Here is a 16,545-nt window from a genome sequence, read left to right on the forward strand (position 1 = left end):
GCCATGCGTTTTAAATACAAGAATCTGTTTTTGGTGTTGGCTTTGAGCTGGCTGAGCAGCTGCATTAAACCTTATGATCTGGAAGTAGAGGAGCAGGAGAAGTTGTTGGTGGTAAACGGCATGATAACCGATGAGCCCGGGCCTTATACGGTAAACCTGACCACTACTTTCAAATACGGCAGCTATTTCAGCGATATTTCTCCAAGCGTGCAGCAAGCTACCGTAACCATTACAGATGAAACCGGGTTTTCAGTAAAACTGGCAGAGAAATACCCGGGCGTTTACCAAACCGATTCGAGCGCGATACGAGGCCGGGTGGGCGGTAGATATACGTTGCGGGTTAATTTGCGCGATGGCAAACAATACGTTTCTGAAACCGAAGAATTGCGGTCCGCACCACCTATAGGCCGCTTATATGCGCGCCTGAAACCGGTTGTGATGGTAAATGAAAGGAATGATCAGGTAACCGTAAATTATGTATCGATCTTGGTAGATACCAAAGATCCTGGCAATGAGCGCAATTTTTACCGATGGACCATGAATAATACGTACGAAGTAACTACGCAGCCCGGAAATTTTATGGGGGTAGACCGCAACGGCCGGCCGGTTCCTGCTCCAAAAGATTGTTGCCACCAGTGTTGGATAAGCGAAAAAAATACGGTCGGCAATGTTCTGAGTGACCTGCAGTTTAACGGAAACGCTTTAATTGCTCGTGAGATCACGAATATTCCGTTTAAGCCGCAGTATTTTCAGAACAAGCATTTTGTAGAAGTTCGGCAGCTGGCTATTTCTGAGGGTGCATACAATTTCTGGAAAACCCTGGATGATCAGATTGCCGGAACCGGCTCAGTGCAGGAACCGGCGCCGGCCAATGCAGTAAGCAATATTAAAAATGAAGCCAATGAGCAGGAGCAGGTTTTAGGTTATTTCAGTGCGGCAGGTGCAAGCAAGAAATCCTTCTTTATTCAACCCTTCGATTTTGGGGTTTATGCCGGTTCATTTGTTTTTCCTGACGATTGCCGGTTAATAAACGGAGCCACCACTAAACGCCCAAGTTTCTGGTAATAATGATGCATAAAAGAATGTTAAGATCCGGAATGGTGCGGGGCATGTTTATAACCTGTGCCTTTTTATTGAGTGCCCTTTTAGCAAATGCTCAATTAACCGGCAGCGGTAACTGGTCTGATAAACTGGTAAGCGATGTAAAGCAATTTACGCAAACCTTTGTTCCGCAGAAAGTGCATTTGCACACCGCCGGCAGTTTTTATGCCCCATCAGATACCGTTTGGTTTAAGGCGTATCTGGTAGATGCAGCCTCTTTTTTTCCTATAAAAGGTTACGAAGTAATAACAATACGCTTAATTTCTGAAGGTAAAGCGCTCGTATTGACCCAACAGGTTTCCGCCTTCAATGGTCTGGCGGCCGGGCAACTGGTATTGCCGGATTCACTTTTGCCAGGCAATTATACGCTGGTGGCTTATACGAACTGGATGCGCAATTTCAGTCCGGAGTTCTTTTTTAGGCAACCCCTTACAATTCTCAAACCGACTGCCGATAAAGGTACTGGTTCAAAAAAACATACGTTGGCGGCTTTGCGTTTTTTTCCGGAAAGCGGAAACCTGGTCTCCGGTTTAAAAAGCAAAGTAGGTTTTAAAGCGCTTGATTCGCAGGGCTTGGGTTTGCCGGTAGAAGGTCAGATTTTAGATGAAGCCGGTAAAGTGCTTGTGAACTTCAAAAGTTTGCAGGCCGGCATGGGAAATTTTACGTTTACCCCGGCTGCCGGTAAAAAATATAGCGCTAGGGTCACGTTCGGGAATAAACAATCGCAGACTTTTGCCTTGCCGCAGGTTCAGAGCAGTGGTTTGGTTTTAACGGTAGCAGAAAACCCGGATAATTCCTCGCTGATAAGTCTGGCAGTTTCACCAGACCGGGCCCGGGAAACCTTTTACGTAGCGGTGCAAAGTCGCGGCTTTATTTTGTTCCTGGAAGAAATGAAGGGCAGAAATGCCGCAAAAAGCCGCCTGAAAATAGACAAAAACGAAATGCGGGATGGTATTGCACAGGTAACGGTATTTAATGAAGCCGGGACGCCCGAAGCCGAACGTTTGTTTTTTGTAAATAATCAGCGCCGCTTCCAGGTGCAGCTTACGCCCGAAAAAGCGGTTTATAACCGCCGCGAACAAGTAAAAGTACACGTAAAAGTAACCGGCGAAAATGGCGAACCGCTGCAAACGGAACTTTCCCTGGCGGTTTCGGATCTGAACCAGACCGGTCCCCTTCATTTGCAGCAAAGTATCTTTTCCAGCTTATTGCTGACTTCAGACTTGGCGGGAAATATCGAAACCCCGGGATCTTATTTTGAAAACAACCAGCCGGAAACCCGCGAAGCGCTCGATAATTTAATGCTGACGCAAGGCTGGCGGCGTTTTACCTGGAACCAGATCGCCGATGCCGGAAAAACCAGGCCGGCCTTTAAGCGGGAACCGGAAATGGTTTTACACGGCACCGTAGAAAATAATAAGTACCCGGTTGCGCAGGCTGTAATTTACCTGCTCGATCATAAAACCGGAGAATCGGAAGTGATCGTGACCGACGCGGACGGTAAATTCAGCATGCATTCCGGAGGAAACAGAGCAACCCAGCAATACGCTTACCAAGTGTGGCAGAATGGCAATTTTTTACGAAACGCAGAAATAAGAACTGCTCCGGAAACCGAAATTGCCTGGCCCGATCTTTTTGCCGCAAATACGGCAGATACATTGTTGCTGCAACGGAATATGATGCGCAGTCAGATAGAAAAAGCGTATGGTTTAAAGCTGAAAAAGTCTGAAGCAACAACCGCACCGGTTAAAAATAAAAATTGGCTGGTAACGCCTCCTGATAAAACCTACGCCCTGGAGAAGTATGAAGCCCTGAAAGATTTTGAGGAAGTTTTGAAAGAAATTGTGCCCGATGTACGGGTTTTAATCGCTACAGCAGAGCCGGAAACGCGCATGGTAAGTAAAGATAAGCGCGACTTTAATCAGCATCCACCCATGTATTTTATAGATGGCCAACCAACCTGGAACGATGAACTGATTCTGCGCCTGAACACTGATCTGATTAAAGAAGTGAGTGTCTATAACTCTTCCAGAACTCTGAAGCAATTCGGTTCTATTGGCAGCCAGGGCGTAATTGCTATTCAAACCAAAGCCGGCAATTTCCATTCGCCGGAACTGGAGGCTAAAAACCGGATCACCGTGCCGGGCGTGATGCCGGCCCGCGAATTTTACGTGCCACCGGTAAATACCCAGGTACGAATGCCCGATCTGCGGCCGGTTCTGTACTGGAACCCAAGCCTGAGAACCGATGCTGAGGGAAACGCGGTAATCAGTTTTCCATCGTCTGATGCGGCTAGTAATTTCCGGATTTATGCAGAAGGAATAACAGGTTCTGGAGCAATTGGAAATGGCAGCGTATATTTTAAAAGTATCGTGGCAACTCAGTAAAACGCTAGGCTTTCCGCTTCCAAAACCCGGAAAAGAAAACCGATCCGGGTTTTCTTTTCCAGCCATTTTTAAAGCCCGAAACCTTACCGTTTTTCATTCCAAGCGCCGCGAAATCCTGAACTCTGTAAAATCCGCGATTAAAAACGCTATGCTTTCCGGCGGAAAAACTGCTTTCCTTTCTTTTTAGCCGAATTATTTTGCCTCCGGGTTTGTTGCAACCCGAAGCGGAGTTGCCATGTGCCTGTAAATTGCGGGTTTATGCGTACCTTTGCAGGATTTTCCGGCAGTAAATAAAAGTAAGAAGTGAAAGTAAGAAGCTTAAAGAAAGACAAATACAACGTAATTACCCTCGGTTGCTCTAAAAACCTGGTAGATTCGGAAGTGTTGATGGGGCAGTTGCGCGGCAACGATTTTGATGTGGCGCACGAATCGGAGAAAGACGATGCCAACATTATTATTGTGAACACCTGCGGGTTTATCGATAATGCCAAGCAGGAATCGATCGATACTATTCTGCAGTACGCCGATGCCAAAGAAGCCGGTCAGATCGATAAATTGTACGTAACAGGTTGCCTTTCACAGCGCTACAAAGATTCTCTGGAAATCGAAATTCCGCAGGTAGATGCCTATTTCGGAACATTGGAATTGCCGCAATTGCTGAAAACCTTAGACGCTGATTACAAACATGAGCTGATTGGCGAACGCCTTTTAACCACGCCAAAACACTACGCTTATTTTAAAATTGCTGAAGGCTGTAACCGCCCTTGTTCGTTCTGCGCCATCCCGCTCATGCGCGGAAAGCACGTGGATCGCAGCATTGAAGACCTGGTAACGGAAGCGAAAAAGCTGGTAGCAACCGGCACTAAAGAACTCGTTTTAATTGCCCAGGATTTAACGTACTACGGCCTGGAAAAATACGGCGAACGCAAGCTGGCTGACCTCGTTAGAAATCTTTCGGACGTGCCGGGAGTGGAATGGATCCGGATGCAATACGCTTACCCAAGCCAGTTCCCGATGGAAGTGCTGGATGTGATGGCTGAGCGGGAGAACGTTTGCAAATATTTAGACATGCCGCTGCAGCACATTTCCGACAATATGCTCAAAACCATGCGCCGCGGCATTTCCAAAAGAAGAACCATCGAGCTGGTAGATCAGATCCGTCAGCGCGTGCCGGAAATTGCTTTGCGCACCACCCTTATCGCCGGTCACCCGGGCGAAACGCAGCAGGATTTTGAAGAACTTTATAAGTTCGTGGAAGAAACAAAATTCGAGCGTCTGGGCATTTTCACCTATTCGCACGAAGACAATACGCACGCTTACACCTTAGAAGACAACGTGCCGGCCGAAGTGAAACAACAACGCGCCGACGATATTATGGAGCTGCAGCAGGGCATTTCCATGGATCTGAACGAAGCGAAAGTGGGCCAGACCTACAAAGTTTTATTCGACCGCAAGGAAAGCGGCTATTTTGTGGGCCGTACGCAATTCGATTCGCCGGAAGTAGACAACGAAGTGCTGGTGCCGGCCACCGATACATACGTGCGCATCGGCGATTTTGCCAACGTAAAAATTACCGACAATACCGATTTTGACCTTTACGGCGAAGTGGTGAAATAATACTTTTTCTGCCCGAAAACCTACCGTTTTGAACCTTGCAGCCAGACACGCGCTGCAAGGTTTTTTTATGCCCGAAATTGGCGTTACTTTGTAAGAAGGAATTTCTGAATGCTGGAATCAGTGAATGATTGAATAAGACAAACTTCAGGCTTCTGTATATATCCCATTCTTACTTTTTGCGCATGAAAATAACTACGCTTCCATATTCTGCTACCAATTCCTTCTCTAAACTCGTTACCGACTACCTGGCTGAAGAATCGCATTTAAAGCCTTTTCTGAACCGTTTTCCAACGCTGGAAAACTTCGGGGAGCAAATTAAAGAACGCGCGAATTTCCCCAAAGAGCAACGGCAAATACTGGTAAAGGCGCTGGAAAAACAATATGAAAATGTGGCGAAAAACCCGGCGGTAGAACTGAATATAGCCTCGTTGCAGCAGGACAAAACGTTTACCGTTACCACCGGCCATCAGCTGAATATTTTTACCGGGCCGCTTTATTTCGTTTACAAAATTGTGAGCGCCATAAAAACCTGCCGGGAACTGAAAAAAGCGTATCCGGAAAACGAGTTTGTGCCAGTTTACTGGATGGCTACCGAAGACCACGATTTTGCCGAGATCAACCATTTTAATTTATTCGGGAAAACATATGAATGGCAAACCGAACAGAGAGGCGCTGTAGGAAGAATGCGTCCGGATGGCCTGGAAAAAGTGCTGGAAGAATTGCCCGAAAAATTCCCGGTTTTTGAAAAAGCGTATCGCGAAAGCCAAACCCTGGCCGAAGCGACCCGCAAAATTGTAAACGAACTTTTCGGCGAATACGGTTTGGTGGTTTTGGATGGCGATGAACCCGAACTTAAAAAAACACTCATTCCCGTTTTGCTCAACGAGTTTTCCGATAATACTTCCTACCGTTTGGTAAACCAGACCAACGAAACGCTGGCCGCTTTTTATAAACCGCAGGTTCTGGCGCGGGAAATAAACCTTTTTTACCTCGAAAAGGATCTGCGCGAACGCATTGTAGAGGAAGGCGATAAATTCAGTGTGCTGAATACCGATCTGGCGTTCAGTAAAGAAGAAATAAAGAAGCTGGCCCAGGTTTATCCCGAAAAGTTCAGCCCAAACGTGATCCTGCGGCCGCTTTACCAGGAAATGCTGCTGCCGGACCTGGCCTATATTGGCGGCGGTGCAGAAGTGGCTTACTGGCTACAGCTGAAAGCGGTTTTTGAGCATTACAGCATACCGTTCCCCATTATCATGCTGCGGAATTCGGCTATGTATGTGAACAAAGCCAACGGTGCCCGAATGCAGAAATTAGGACTGAAAGCGGATGATCTGTTTGAAGATCTGCAGGCCTTAAAAAAACAGGTGAGCGACAAGCTGGAGTTGCCGGTTATTAGTTTGGAAGCCCAAAAGCACAGCGTTTCCGAAGCATTTGCCGAAGTTGAAAACCTGGCCAGAACCATTGAGCCCACGTTAGAAAAAGCGGTAGCCGCCGAAGCCCAGAAAGTGCAGAACGTATTGCAGATGCTGGAAAAGAAAATTGCCAAAGCCCAGGAAACAAAGCACGAAACGGTTTTTAAACAACTCACAGCGCTTAAAGAAAAACTGTTTCCCGGCGATGGTTTGCAGGAACGCAGCGATAATTTCCTTTCGTTCCAGGCAAATAACCCTGGTTTTATTACTGATCTGCTGCAGGCTTTTGAGCCGCTCAATAACCGGTTCGTGATTCTGGAGGAGGAAGTTTAATGGATAAAAAAGCCCTCCGGAAGCTGATGCTGGCCGAACGCTGCCAGTTTGAGGTAGAGGAAGTAGATAACTTAAGCGTTAAGATCTGCGAGCAGTATTTTGCCGGGTTTGCGCCCCAAAAGCAGCCGCAGGTCATTCATGTTTTCCTGCCCATCCGCAAGAACCGCGAGATCAATACCTGGCTTATTATTGAAAAACTCTGGCGCGATTTTCCGGATAGCAAAGTGGTGGTGCCCGTTACTAATTTTCAGGCCCAGGAACTGGAGCATTACCAGATCCTGCCCGGAACGGAAATTATAGAAAACCACTGGGGAATTCCGGAGCCGGTAAACGCGCAGCGGGTTTCTGAAGCGGAGATCGATACCGTTTTAATGCCGCTTTTAGCTTTCGATGCGCATGGTAACCGTATTGGTTACGGCAAAGGCTTCTACGATCAGTTCCTGCAGCATTGCAAACGTTCGGTGCTGAAAATCGGCTTATCGCTGCTGCCGCCGGTGCCGCACCAGATTCCGGCCGATGCCTGGGATGTGCCTTTAGATCATTGCCTGACGCCGGAAAAACGCTATGATTTCGGGCTGAAAAAGTAAGGCCGGCTTCTTCTTGTACCCATAATGCAGTTTGTTTTTTTAAAATTTGAGCATAAAAAAAGCCCCCGAAATGTTTCGGGGGCTTTTGGTTTTAACCGGGTAGGTTAATTATTGTTTCACAATACGGTTGGTTACTGTGAAGTCTTCAGAAGATACCGTGTACAGGTAAACGCCGTTTGCGAAGTTGCTCATGTCAACAGAAACAGTGTTTTTGCCGGTAACTAATTTGCCAGCTTCTACAGTTGCAACTTCCTGACCCATGATGTTGGTAACGCGAACTTTTACGTTAGCAGACTTTTTCAGGTCAACGTTGATCGCAATTTTACCTGAAGTTGGGTTCGGATAAGCTTTGATCTCGTTTACGAAAGCAGTCATGTCTTTCTTCTTCGTGCCTAACAGTTTTTCAACTTCAAAAGCCATGTACATGATGCTGTTTTCTTTTTCCGGATCTAAGTCACGGCCTAAAGTCATACCAGGCTTATCGTCAGACATCCAGGTAGTGTGCAGCAAACCATCTGTACCTACAAAGTGGTGTACTGATGGGAATACGTTCTCCTCCAGCTGCTCAGCAGTACTGGTAGAGTCGCCAAATGGGTTCAGTTTACGGGCAATGTTGGTTACTTTATCCGTTGCAATCCAGGAATTAGAAGATGCTGTGAATTTAGTCAGGTACAGGTCACGGAAAGGCTGACCGGTTGAGTCGGAAGTATGAGAAGTTCCAACCATTACACCTGCGTATACTAAGTAAACGTCACCGGCAGCGTTTACGGCTGCATTTGGCATAGAAAGTAAGCCTACCTGGCCATAAGGGGCAATACCGCCGCCGTTTTTACCAGTTGGGAATACCCATGATACTGGCTTGCGTGGTTCTTCCAGTTCAGCAATAAGCGTAGGGGTTGTAGGTGCGCCTTGTTTGTCAGTCCAGTGCAGGATGCCTGCGCCTGAATTCGGGAACCAGGTGCCGTTGCTTACTGGTCTCAGAGATCCTAAAGTATCTCTAACTGCCACACGGATCTCACCGGCGAAAGCATGCACGTTATTGTTGTTATCAATTACTAATGCATGGCCATTATCGTTGGTGAATGCAGTGTAGAAAGTATCTAATGAACCGGCGTTGTTTGGTGAAATAATAGTGTTACCAACGGTATCGGCTGGTACTACACTAAGCATTACCTTACGGGTGAAGGTATCGCCATTGTTAGTCGATTTCCAAAGTGTCCATGGGTCACCTGCGCTACCAGTAACGATAGCTACGGTTGAACCTTTTACGGCAATTGCATAAGCGTCGCCGCCAATACGGTCATAACCGTTTGCGTAAGTAAGGCCCGGAAGCTGGATGTTTTGTTTATCCCAGGTAACACCACCGTCAGTAGAGCGGCTGTATACTACAAGACCAGATACACCATTAATAACCGGAAGCGGGGTATTGTTGATGGTGTAGATCATGTGGATGTTATTGCCATCTGCTACAACTCTTGGCCAGGTACCGTTGTTACCGGTTACGCCACCAATGTTTTTTGTGAAAGCAAGATCAGTAGTTTGTGACCAGGTAGTGATACCGGTAGCGCCTTTTGCAGGGCGTTGGGTAACGCTGATTCCTTCGGCGTGGGTGAATACCATTTCATTGCCATTAATGGAAATGATCTCTGGCCAGCCTACGCGTTTAGAAGCAATACCGAAATTAGATTGTGAAGCCGGGTAGCCGCAAGTACCCTGGAATTCACCTGCTCTAGTAGTAGGGCCTTCTTTCCAGGTTGTGCCATCGAAGTAGTTATAACCTACACCACGGTTAGGATATGTATCGCCGGTAGGCCCATTACAGGTTTCAGTCCAAACAGCAGAAACAGTACCATCGCTGTGGCGTAACGTACGGTTAGGCACAGAAGAGTTAGAAGGCAGGTCGTACCAGGTTTTACCGATCTTTGTGCCAATGTTTCCTTTAACGTTTGTTTTCTGGTTAGAAGCCGGTCTTTCTTTGGCAACGCTGTTGCCTGAAGTGCCGGTGTTGCCATTACGGTCTGCTTTAATCAAAGCCGCAGGGCCTGCTTTGTCAACAATCTGACGAGCTTTTTGAGCGCTGCTCACCCCTACCGAAGCAGAGAAGGCAAGACCCAGAAAAAGTAATTTTTTCATCATGTATTAATTTGGTTTTGAAGAATGTTTTGTCAATTTCAAATCTATGTAAATAAATTATAAATTACAATAGGATATTAAAAAACTTATCAAACACATTTTGGGTGAACACCCTTGTTTAATTAGTTTTGGTGGCGCGGGTCATTTCGCGTTTGCCGGGCGGGCCGGGCAGTGCTTCTACTTTCAGGCCGGCGGCTTTCAGGCTTCTTTTAAAACTTCCCTTGGCGCAGTAGCTTACCAGAAATCCCCCTGGCTTTAAAGCAGAAGCCATTTTCCGGAAAATTTCATCGGTCCATAAGTGCGGTTGTTTCTCCGGGGCAAAAGCATCGAAATAGATCAGGTGGTAGTGATTTTCCGGTAAGGTTTGCGTTTCCAGATCGGTGTGTGTTTTATGCAGGTTGAAATTGCCGGTTATCGCTACGGTTTCGTTCCAGGGCGCGGCGTGGAGTTTATAAAAGTAGTCCAGCAATTCAGGGTTCAGCATAAAGTTTTCGAAGTGCAGTTCTTTTATCAGGTCTTCCGGCAGCGGATATTTTTCCAGGGTATCGTAGAAAACGCTATGGTTCTGGGTTAAAAAAGTCTGCAGCGTTAAAATAGCGTTCAGGCCCGTGCCGAAACCAATTTCCAGCAACCGGATCGGTTCAGTGGCTTGTTCCAGGGTTGGTTGCAGGCCATGCTTTATAAATACGTGCAGCGCCTCCTGCAGCGCCCCGTGAACTGAATGATAATGTTCGTTCAGTTCGGGCACAAAAAGCGTATTGGAGCCGTCGTTGGTTTGTTTTACTTCCACTTTCATATCCTGCGAAGATACCGTTATTTCATTGACAAGCGAAATGCGCCAAACGTTGCATGGTTAATTGTAGAATAGTTAAATTGTTTAATGGTCGATTGAAAAATAAGCTGGAAATTCGGAGCTAAGTTTTTATGCAGCCTCGAGCTTTCAAACTCGAGCTTTCAAATAATATATAAAAGGCGGAAATCTGTTCGTTTTAGACAATCAGCAACCAACAATTTAACAATTCAACCATTCAACCATTTAACAATATAAATGAGAGTCCAGCTTTCGCTTCCAGAAACCTTTTCATTCCAGACCCGGATTCCGGTGCGCATCACCGATATTAATTATGGCAACCACCTGGGCAACGATGCCATTCTAAGCATGATGCACGAAGCCCGCGTACAATTTTTGCAAAGCCTCGGCTATTCAGAACTGGATCTGGAAGGCGCCGGACTGATCATGAGCGACACGGCTATTATATATAAAGGTGAAGGTTTTTACGGCGATGTGCTTACAGTTAAAGTTACGACCGCCGATCTGAACAAATACGGCTTCGATTTAATGTACTTGTTTGTAAACCAGCAGGGAAAAGAAATTGCGCACGCCAAAACCGGGATGCTCTGCTTTAATTATGCCACCCGCAAACTCATGGCCTTGCCGGAAAAAGCCGCCGCAAAACTCCGGTAAAATGTTCCGTCAGCTAAAGCAGCCGGCAATGAATTTTGTCTGAGCACGATTTTCAGGATTTCAGAGATTTACAGGATTTCCGGGTTCAAAACAAACAAAACGGTATGCTTTAAAGCAGAAAAACTCGAAAGAAAAAGGTTTCATTACCGCTGATTTAGCTGACGGAACATCCGGAAGCCGCTTTCGAAACTAAAGCGCAGTAAATTTTGTATCTTTGCGGTATGGAATTGATTGCTGACATTGAGATCTTAAATAAAAAGGACATCCGGAAACTGAAACTGGATGAACTGAAAGCCTGGATGACTGAGAACGGCGAAAAACCGTTCCGCGCCAAACAGGTGTACGAGTGGCTTTGGAAGAATTCTGCGCAAACGTTTGCGGAGATGAACAACATTGCCCTGCCGCTCCGCGAAAAACTCGATGCGCACTTTTCCATCAATGCCGTGCAGGTTGCCACCAAACAACTCAGCAACGACGGTACCATTAAATCAGCTTTCAAACTCTACGACAGCAATATTGTAGAAGGCGTTTTAATTCCGCACGAACAGCGCATGACGGCCTGCGTTTCTTCTCAGGTTGGTTGCTCGCTTACGTGTAAATTCTGCGCCACCGGCACCATGGACCGCATCCGGAATTTAGATGCTGCCGAAATTTACGACCAGGTAGTTAGAATTAACGAACAATGCCAGGCGCAGTACGGCACGCCGCTTACCAATATTGTGTACATGGGCATGGGCGAACCGATGCTGAACTACGCTAACGTAATGAAATCCATCGAAATGATCACCTCTACTGATGGTTTGAACATGGCCGCGCGCCGCATTACGGTGAGCACTGCCGGTATTGCCAAAATGATCAAGAAAATGGCCGACGATGGCATTAAAGCCAATTTAGCTTTATCGCTCCACGCCGCCAACGATGTAAAGCGCAACGAAATTATGCCGATCAACGAAACCAATTCGCTTTCGGCCATAAAAGAAGCGCTTGCTTATTACCACGAACTTACCGGCCGCAAAGTAACCTACGAATACATTTTACTCAACGGCTTTAACGATACTATTGAAGACGCGAAAGAATTGCTGGCCTTCTCGAAACTGATTCCCTGCAAAGTCAACATTCTGGAATATAACCCGATCGAAAGCGCCAGTTTTGAAAGAGCCGAAGACGAAACGCTGGAGCCTTTCCTGCGCTATTTAGCCGATAGAGGCGTGCAGGTAAACGTGCGCCGCAGCCGCGGAAAAGATATTGATGCCGCTTGCGGACAGTTGGCGATTAAAGAGAAATAAGCACTTTTAAGCTGAAATTATACTGTTCAGAGCTTGAAAAACGCTTAAAATCGGTATAGGTCGCAAACATTTTTTTATTCCGAAACGCTACCGTTTTTACCACAAAAACTCGAAAGCCGTTCTGAAACTACTTCAGAACGGCTTTCGAGTTTTCAACTTAAAAAGCATACCGTTTTTCAATCCTGTTTCCGGAAGCTTCCTTCCGACTTTGGCCGGCCGGCTTTTTTATCAGCAATATTGTTCGGAATTTCCTGAATGGTGTAGCTTACCGCGTAACTTTTGGGCCGGATCTCTTCGCCAAAGCGTTTGGCGTATTCCTGGGTAAATTCGGCACCGTAAAAAACAATGAGCGAAGAATAATAGATCCAGACCAGGATAATGATGATGGAACCCGCCACGCCGTAGGCCGAACCCACATCCGAAACGCTCAGGTACCAGCCGATCAGGAATTTGCCGATCACAAACAACAGGGCTGTGATGGCGCCGCCTGCCCACACGTCTTTCCAGCGGATGATGGCGTCGGGCAGGAATTTATAGATCAGCGCAAAAAGCAGGGTAATTACGCCTACCGAAACTACAAAATCGACTAGCTTGAGCAGGTAAACGGCAATGTCGGGGAAAATCTGTTTCAGGTAATCGGTAAAAATACTGAGCGCTGCACTGATCACAAACGAAACCAGCATAAGTAAGGCAATGCTCAGGATCATGCCGAAGGATAGGAACCGCGCTTTGGCCATTTGGGCAATGCCGTTTTTAGGTTTGGGTTTGATGTTCCAGATGGCGTTGAGGCTTTCCTGCAGGGTTACAAAAAAAGTGGTGGCGGCAAAGAAAAGCGTGGCAAACCCGATCCATTTGGCAATGCCGTGAGTTTCCTGTTTATTCAGGTTCGTGATCATGGTCTGGATCTGGCGGGCCGCATCTTCGCCCAGGGCAGTTCTGCTTTGGTTATACAATTCGCCCGACATGGCGGCTTCGCCGAAAAACGCGCCGGCGGCCATTAATATAATGAACAAAAGTGGCGGCAGCGAAAAAATGGTGTTGTAAGCCAGGGCGGCGGCCAGGCGCAACGAATTATTTTTCATAAATTCGGAGGCGGAGTTTTTAGCCAGGTACCAGACGGCGTTCGGGGTTATGGTGCTCATAGTTTTAAAAAGGGGCGTGGCGTTAAGGAATGCGTTTCAGATACGGCTTTCAGGAAAAATAAGTTAATGCGGGAATTGCACCGGTTTTCGGAAAAATGAAAAAAATGCGTTTTCTTTAAGTTTCGAAGCATACTTTGGGCCGTTTTTTACGACCTGTTAATAAGAAAGAAATTTTACCCCCATACGCTAGCATTAAAAAACCTATGATCCACTCCCAATTGCGCCGGAAACCGGTGCGCATGCTGCAACTTTTAAGCATTTTTAGTTTCCTGTTTTTGGCTGGCTGCAACGGCGGCGGTTCCAAAGAAGTGTATCCGGCGCAACCGGGTTTTAACGAAGAAGGCTCCGATAAAAAAGCCCTTGAAATTGCCGATAAAATGATGGAAGCTTTAGGTGGTTACGACGCCTGGCAAAATACCCGCTACATCGCCTGGACCTTTTTCGGGCAATATAATATCTGGGATAAAAAAGAAAGCCTTTTCCGCCACGAAAAAGGCAACGTAGTTTCTGTTCTGGCCATGAGCAAAGGCGGCGGCCGCGTTTTTGATAAAGGCGTGGAAGAAACCGATACCGTGCAGCTTTACAACAAACTCAGTACCGCCTATACGCACTTCGTTTCAAATACGTATTTCCTGTTCATGCCTTATAAAATGAAAGACCAGGGCGTAACGCTCAAGTACAGGTTCGAAGCAAAAGGCCCGAATGGTAAACCTGCCGACGTGCTGCGCTTAACCTTCGACAGAGTGGGAATAAGCCCGGATAATATGCATGATGTATGGATCGATAAAGAAACGCACTTGCCGGTACTTTGGGCATTTTATGGCTCGAAAGAAGATAAAGAACCGGCCTTTATTCGTAAATGGGCAGATTACAAAGATTTTAACGGCATGAAACTGGCCGTGAACCGCGATTCGCAAATGGATACGTTACGCATCTCGCACCTGAAAGTGGTTAAATCAGTTCCCAAAGCCCTGTTCCTGAGCCCAACCCCGATCGATAAAAGCCAGATCAAATAATTGATCCCGTAGGGACAGGTCGCGACCTGTCCGCACATTATTCCAATAATTTTCTGAACACGATTTTCAGGATTAAAAGATTGACAGGATTTTTTTAACCCGTACATGCCTCCTGAAAAGTTGCTGCACACAAAAAAAAGCCTGCTTCCGGTTTTCAGAAGCAGGCTTTTAGTTTTTTAGCCCCAAAGCATAGCGTTTTACAGCTTGTCGATGTCTACCATAATGTTGCCTTTGGCATTTACTACGGCTTTAATGGCAGTTGGCGTCAGGTAAATATTATCGGGTACCAGATCGGTTACTTTGCCTTTCAGCATCACGCTTTCGTGTACGCGGCCTTGTTCGTTCAGCGCTTTCTGGATCTGCTTTTTGGTGTCTTCCAGCTGGTTTTTGAGCGGGAAACTGATCTGATCCTGGATCATGCTGCGGAACTTGTTTTTAGCCAGCCAGCTCGCCGAAGAAAGCAGTTTGTCGCGGGTTTCGAGGTTGTAATCTACGTCGCGCACTTTAATGGCCCCAGATTCAGCATCGTAATATGGAATGGCCTGTAAAAATACTTTGCCTTTGATTTTCTTGGTGATGAAACCGGCTTTGGTTTTTCCGTCCACGTCCAGCATCAGCATCAGTTTGTCGCCGCTTGGGCTGATAGCCGCATCTTTAATGGTTACTTCGTCCGAGCCTTCGAACTTGAACGTCTGGCCGGCCAGTTGTTCTTTCAGCAGTTTGGTAGCGTAATCGTACGAGATTTCGCCGCTTAAACCAATCTGTACATCGTCCGGAATGCGGCTGTCGGTAATAAGTTTGGGCAGGGTAGGGTTGGTTTTAAAAGCGGGTTTGCCGTTGGTAAACGTTTCGATGTAAGAATTCATGCCAATGCGCATGCTGATCTCGCCGTTGCGGGCTACGAGCGGCGAAACGCGGATGGCGGTTGGCGTAATTTTGAGCCAGGCGTTGTAGGTTTCGTCTATTTTAATGGGTTGCTGCACCTGGTTCCAGGCTTGCTGAATGTATTGCTTGATGTTTACGCGGGCCTGGATTTCCTGGTCCAGCATTTTGGTAAGTTCGCTCATCTGGCTGCGCAAAGCCGGTTCTACAAAACGCGCCAAGCCAATTTTCATGGGGCCAAGTTCCAGTACGGGTTTGGTATCGCCCCAGGCAAAATCGCCCACGGTAGAGGTTTTAACTTTATAATCTTCGGTAAAGGCTAAGGCGCTTTCGCTTTTGGCCACAAAGTCGAACTCGGTAGCTTCCGATTTTTCGAGCGTTGGGCAAACGTCACAGGCTTTCCATTTGTACTGGCCTTTTACCCAGATGCGCAGCGGAATGGTGAAATAAATTTTGTTGTTTTCGGCTTTTACGCCTACATCGCCTTTTTTCCACACTTTCACGGCTACGTTGTCGTCGTTCAGGTTTTCGTCGTTGTAAAGCAGGCCTTTAAATTCCTGGTTCAGCTTGTTTTGCAACGTGGTTACTTTAAAAGAAACCGGAACGTTAATGGTAGAAAGTTTGCGCTCGAATTTTGGCGCCGGGGCGGCTTCGGAAACGGGCGTGGCGGTGTTGAGCGAAGTGGTGCTTTTGCAGGCCGGTAAAACAGAAAATGCGCTGCAAAACAGCGCAACAGAGGCAAGGTGGGTAAATCGTTTCACGTAGGTTATCAGGTTTTTGAAAAACGGCGCAAGTTACGATTTTTTCCGGCCGGTTGTGTTTGCCCGCAAAGGTTTACTGCAATTCGGTCAGCAGCTCTTCCAGTTCTTTTTCGTCGGAAATAAGTTTGCAGGTAGCCAGCACGCTGTTTTTATAAGTGGCAAAGAAGGGCGTACCGGTTAAATGTACTTCCTGGCTCGAAACCGGGTTTTCCGAAGCTTCCATGCGCAGAAAAACAACATCGTTATAGCGCGCCTGGTTCGAAAGCTTTAAATAAGTTCTACCCATACGTTCGCAAACCGGGCAATCCGTTTTGGTAAACTTTACAATTACTTTAGGGTTTTCGAAAATGAGGTTGCGCAGTTCTTGGTCGGTGGCTTCTTTTATGGGCATAATACTGGAATAAATACTACAAAGCCTAAACA

General features: G+C 46.8%; 13 protein-coding genes. 8 read left to right on the plus strand and 5 right to left on the minus strand.

Going from position 1 to position 16,545, the window contains the following annotated elements; genetic code table 11:
• Nucleotides 1-3 precede the first annotated feature (3 nt).
• The 5 genes from I5M27_RS09805 to I5M27_RS09825 all read left to right on the plus strand — a co-directional run bounded on the left by I5M27_RS09805 (nt 4) and on the right by I5M27_RS09825 (nt 7,437).
• Nucleotides 4-1,065 carry a DUF4249 domain-containing protein gene (locus tag I5M27_RS09805; protein ID WP_200506033.1) on the plus strand — a complete coding sequence of 354 codons (1,062 nt, stop codon included), beginning with the start codon at nt 4-6 and terminating at the stop codon, nt 1,063-1,065.
• A 17-nt stretch (nt 1,066-1,082) separates the two neighbouring features.
• Nucleotides 1,083-3,488 (plus strand): hypothetical protein, encoded by a 2,406-nt coding sequence (locus I5M27_RS09810; RefSeq protein ID WP_200506034.1) that lies wholly within the window; start codon nt 1,083-1,085, stop codon nt 3,486-3,488.
• Nucleotides 3,489-3,791: 303 nt separating this feature from the next.
• Nucleotides 3,792-5,105, plus strand: coding sequence for a 30S ribosomal protein S12 methylthiotransferase RimO (gene rimO / locus I5M27_RS09815; protein WP_200506035.1), 1,314 nt, complete (start codon nt 3,792-3,794; stop codon nt 5,103-5,105).
• 182 nt (nt 5,106-5,287) lie between these two features.
• On the plus strand, nt 5,288-6,850 hold the full coding sequence (bshC, locus tag I5M27_RS09820; RefSeq protein WP_200506036.1) for a bacillithiol biosynthesis cysteine-adding enzyme BshC: 1,563 nt from the start codon (nt 5,288-5,290) through the stop codon (nt 6,848-6,850).
• On the plus strand, nt 6,850-7,437 hold the full coding sequence (locus tag I5M27_RS09825; RefSeq protein WP_200506037.1) for a 5-formyltetrahydrofolate cyclo-ligase: 588 nt from the start codon (nt 6,850-6,852) through the stop codon (nt 7,435-7,437). Before bshC ends, I5M27_RS09825 begins: the two co-directional genes overlap by 1 nt.
• A 108-nt stretch (nt 7,438-7,545) precedes the next feature.
• Here I5M27_RS09825 and I5M27_RS09830 read toward each other — a convergent pair whose 3' ends face one another.
• Together I5M27_RS09830 and mnmD are read right to left on the minus strand one after the other, a co-directional pair.
• Nucleotides 7,546-9,570 (minus strand): T9SS type A sorting domain-containing protein, encoded by a 2,025-nt coding sequence (locus tag I5M27_RS09830; RefSeq protein WP_200506038.1) that lies wholly within the window; start codon nt 9,568-9,570, stop codon nt 7,546-7,548.
• A gap of 118 nt (nt 9,571-9,688) precedes the next feature.
• Nucleotides 9,689-10,366 (minus strand): tRNA (5-methylaminomethyl-2-thiouridine)(34)-methyltransferase MnmD, encoded by a 678-nt coding sequence (gene mnmD / locus I5M27_RS09835; RefSeq protein ID WP_200506039.1) that lies wholly within the window; start codon nt 10,364-10,366, stop codon nt 9,689-9,691.
• Nucleotides 10,367-10,618: 252 nt separating this feature from the next.
• On the opposite strand from mnmD, the gene I5M27_RS09840 reads away from it, so the two are divergent.
• Nucleotides 10,619-11,035: an acyl-CoA thioesterase gene (locus I5M27_RS09840; RefSeq protein ID WP_200506040.1), complete on the plus strand. Its 417-nt coding sequence runs from the start codon at nt 10,619-10,621 to the stop codon at nt 11,033-11,035.
• A 221-nt stretch (nt 11,036-11,256) separates the two neighbouring features.
• On the plus strand, nt 11,257-12,321 hold the full coding sequence (gene rlmN / locus I5M27_RS09845) for a 23S rRNA (adenine(2503)-C(2))-methyltransferase RlmN (RefSeq protein ID WP_200506041.1): 1,065 nt from the start codon (nt 11,257-11,259) through the stop codon (nt 12,319-12,321).
• 176 nt (nt 12,322-12,497) lie between these two features.
• Here rlmN and I5M27_RS09850 read toward each other — a convergent pair whose 3' ends face one another.
• A complete protein-coding gene (locus I5M27_RS09850; protein ID WP_200506042.1) occupies nt 12,498-13,463 on the minus strand; it encodes a YihY/virulence factor BrkB family protein in 966 nt (321 codons plus the stop codon).
• 203 nt (nt 13,464-13,666) lie between these two features.
• Between I5M27_RS09850 and I5M27_RS09855 the strand changes: the two genes are divergently transcribed.
• On the plus strand, nt 13,667-14,479 hold the full coding sequence (locus I5M27_RS09855) for a hypothetical protein (RefSeq protein WP_200506043.1): 813 nt from the start codon (nt 13,667-13,669) through the stop codon (nt 14,477-14,479).
• Nucleotides 14,480-14,676: 197 nt separating this feature from the next.
• Here the strand turns inward: I5M27_RS09855 and I5M27_RS09860 are convergent, their stop codons facing one another.
• Together I5M27_RS09860 and I5M27_RS09865 are read right to left on the minus strand one after the other, a co-directional pair.
• Nucleotides 14,677-16,122, minus strand: coding sequence for a DUF4403 family protein (locus I5M27_RS09860; protein WP_317193578.1), 1,446 nt, complete (start codon nt 16,120-16,122; stop codon nt 14,677-14,679).
• Between the two features lie 73 nt (nt 16,123-16,195).
• Nucleotides 16,196-16,513 carry a thioredoxin family protein gene (locus tag I5M27_RS09865; RefSeq protein ID WP_200506044.1) on the minus strand — a complete coding sequence of 106 codons (318 nt, stop codon included), beginning with the start codon at nt 16,511-16,513 and terminating at the stop codon, nt 16,196-16,198.
• Between the last annotated feature and the right edge of the window lie 32 nt (nt 16,514-16,545).

It is taken from the genome of Adhaeribacter terrigena (genome assembly GCF_016623615.1).
Classification (GTDB): Bacteria; Bacteroidota; Bacteroidia; order Cytophagales; family Hymenobacteraceae; genus Adhaeribacter_A; species Adhaeribacter_A terrigena.

Excerpts from the sequence above, each read along its gene's own strand:
- rlmN (WP_200506041.1), top strand. The coding sequence starts at position 11,257 with ATGGAATTGATTGCTGACATTGAGATCTTAAATAAAAAGGACATCCGG.
- I5M27_RS09840 (WP_200506040.1), top strand. The coding sequence starts at position 10,619 with ATGAGAGTCCAGCTTTCGCTTCCAGAAACCTTTTCATTCCAGACCCGG.
- I5M27_RS09805 (WP_200506033.1), top strand. The coding sequence starts at position 4 with ATGCGTTTTAAATACAAGAATCTGTTTTTGGTGTTGGCTTTGAGCTGG.
- I5M27_RS09865 (WP_200506044.1), bottom strand. The coding sequence starts at position 16,513 with ATGCCCATAAAAGAAGCCACCGACCAAGAACTGCGCAACCTCATTTTC.
- I5M27_RS09825 (WP_200506037.1), top strand. The coding sequence starts at position 6,850 with ATGGATAAAAAAGCCCTCCGGAAGCTGATGCTGGCCGAACGCTGCCAG.
- I5M27_RS09855 (WP_200506043.1), top strand. The coding sequence starts at position 13,667 with ATGATCCACTCCCAATTGCGCCGGAAACCGGTGCGCATGCTGCAACTT.
- I5M27_RS09810 (WP_200506034.1), top strand. The coding sequence starts at position 1,083 with ATGTTAAGATCCGGAATGGTGCGGGGCATGTTTATAACCTGTGCCTTT.
- bshC (WP_200506036.1), top strand. The coding sequence starts at position 5,288 with ATGAAAATAACTACGCTTCCATATTCTGCTACCAATTCCTTCTCTAAA.
- I5M27_RS09830 (WP_200506038.1), bottom strand. The coding sequence starts at position 9,570 with ATGAAAAAATTACTTTTTCTGGGTCTTGCCTTCTCTGCTTCGGTAGGG.
- mnmD (WP_200506039.1), bottom strand. The coding sequence starts at position 10,366 with ATGAAAGTGGAAGTAAAACAAACCAACGACGGCTCCAATACGCTTTTT.
- I5M27_RS09850 (WP_200506042.1), bottom strand. The coding sequence starts at position 13,463 with ATGAGCACCATAACCCCGAACGCCGTCTGGTACCTGGCTAAAAACTCC.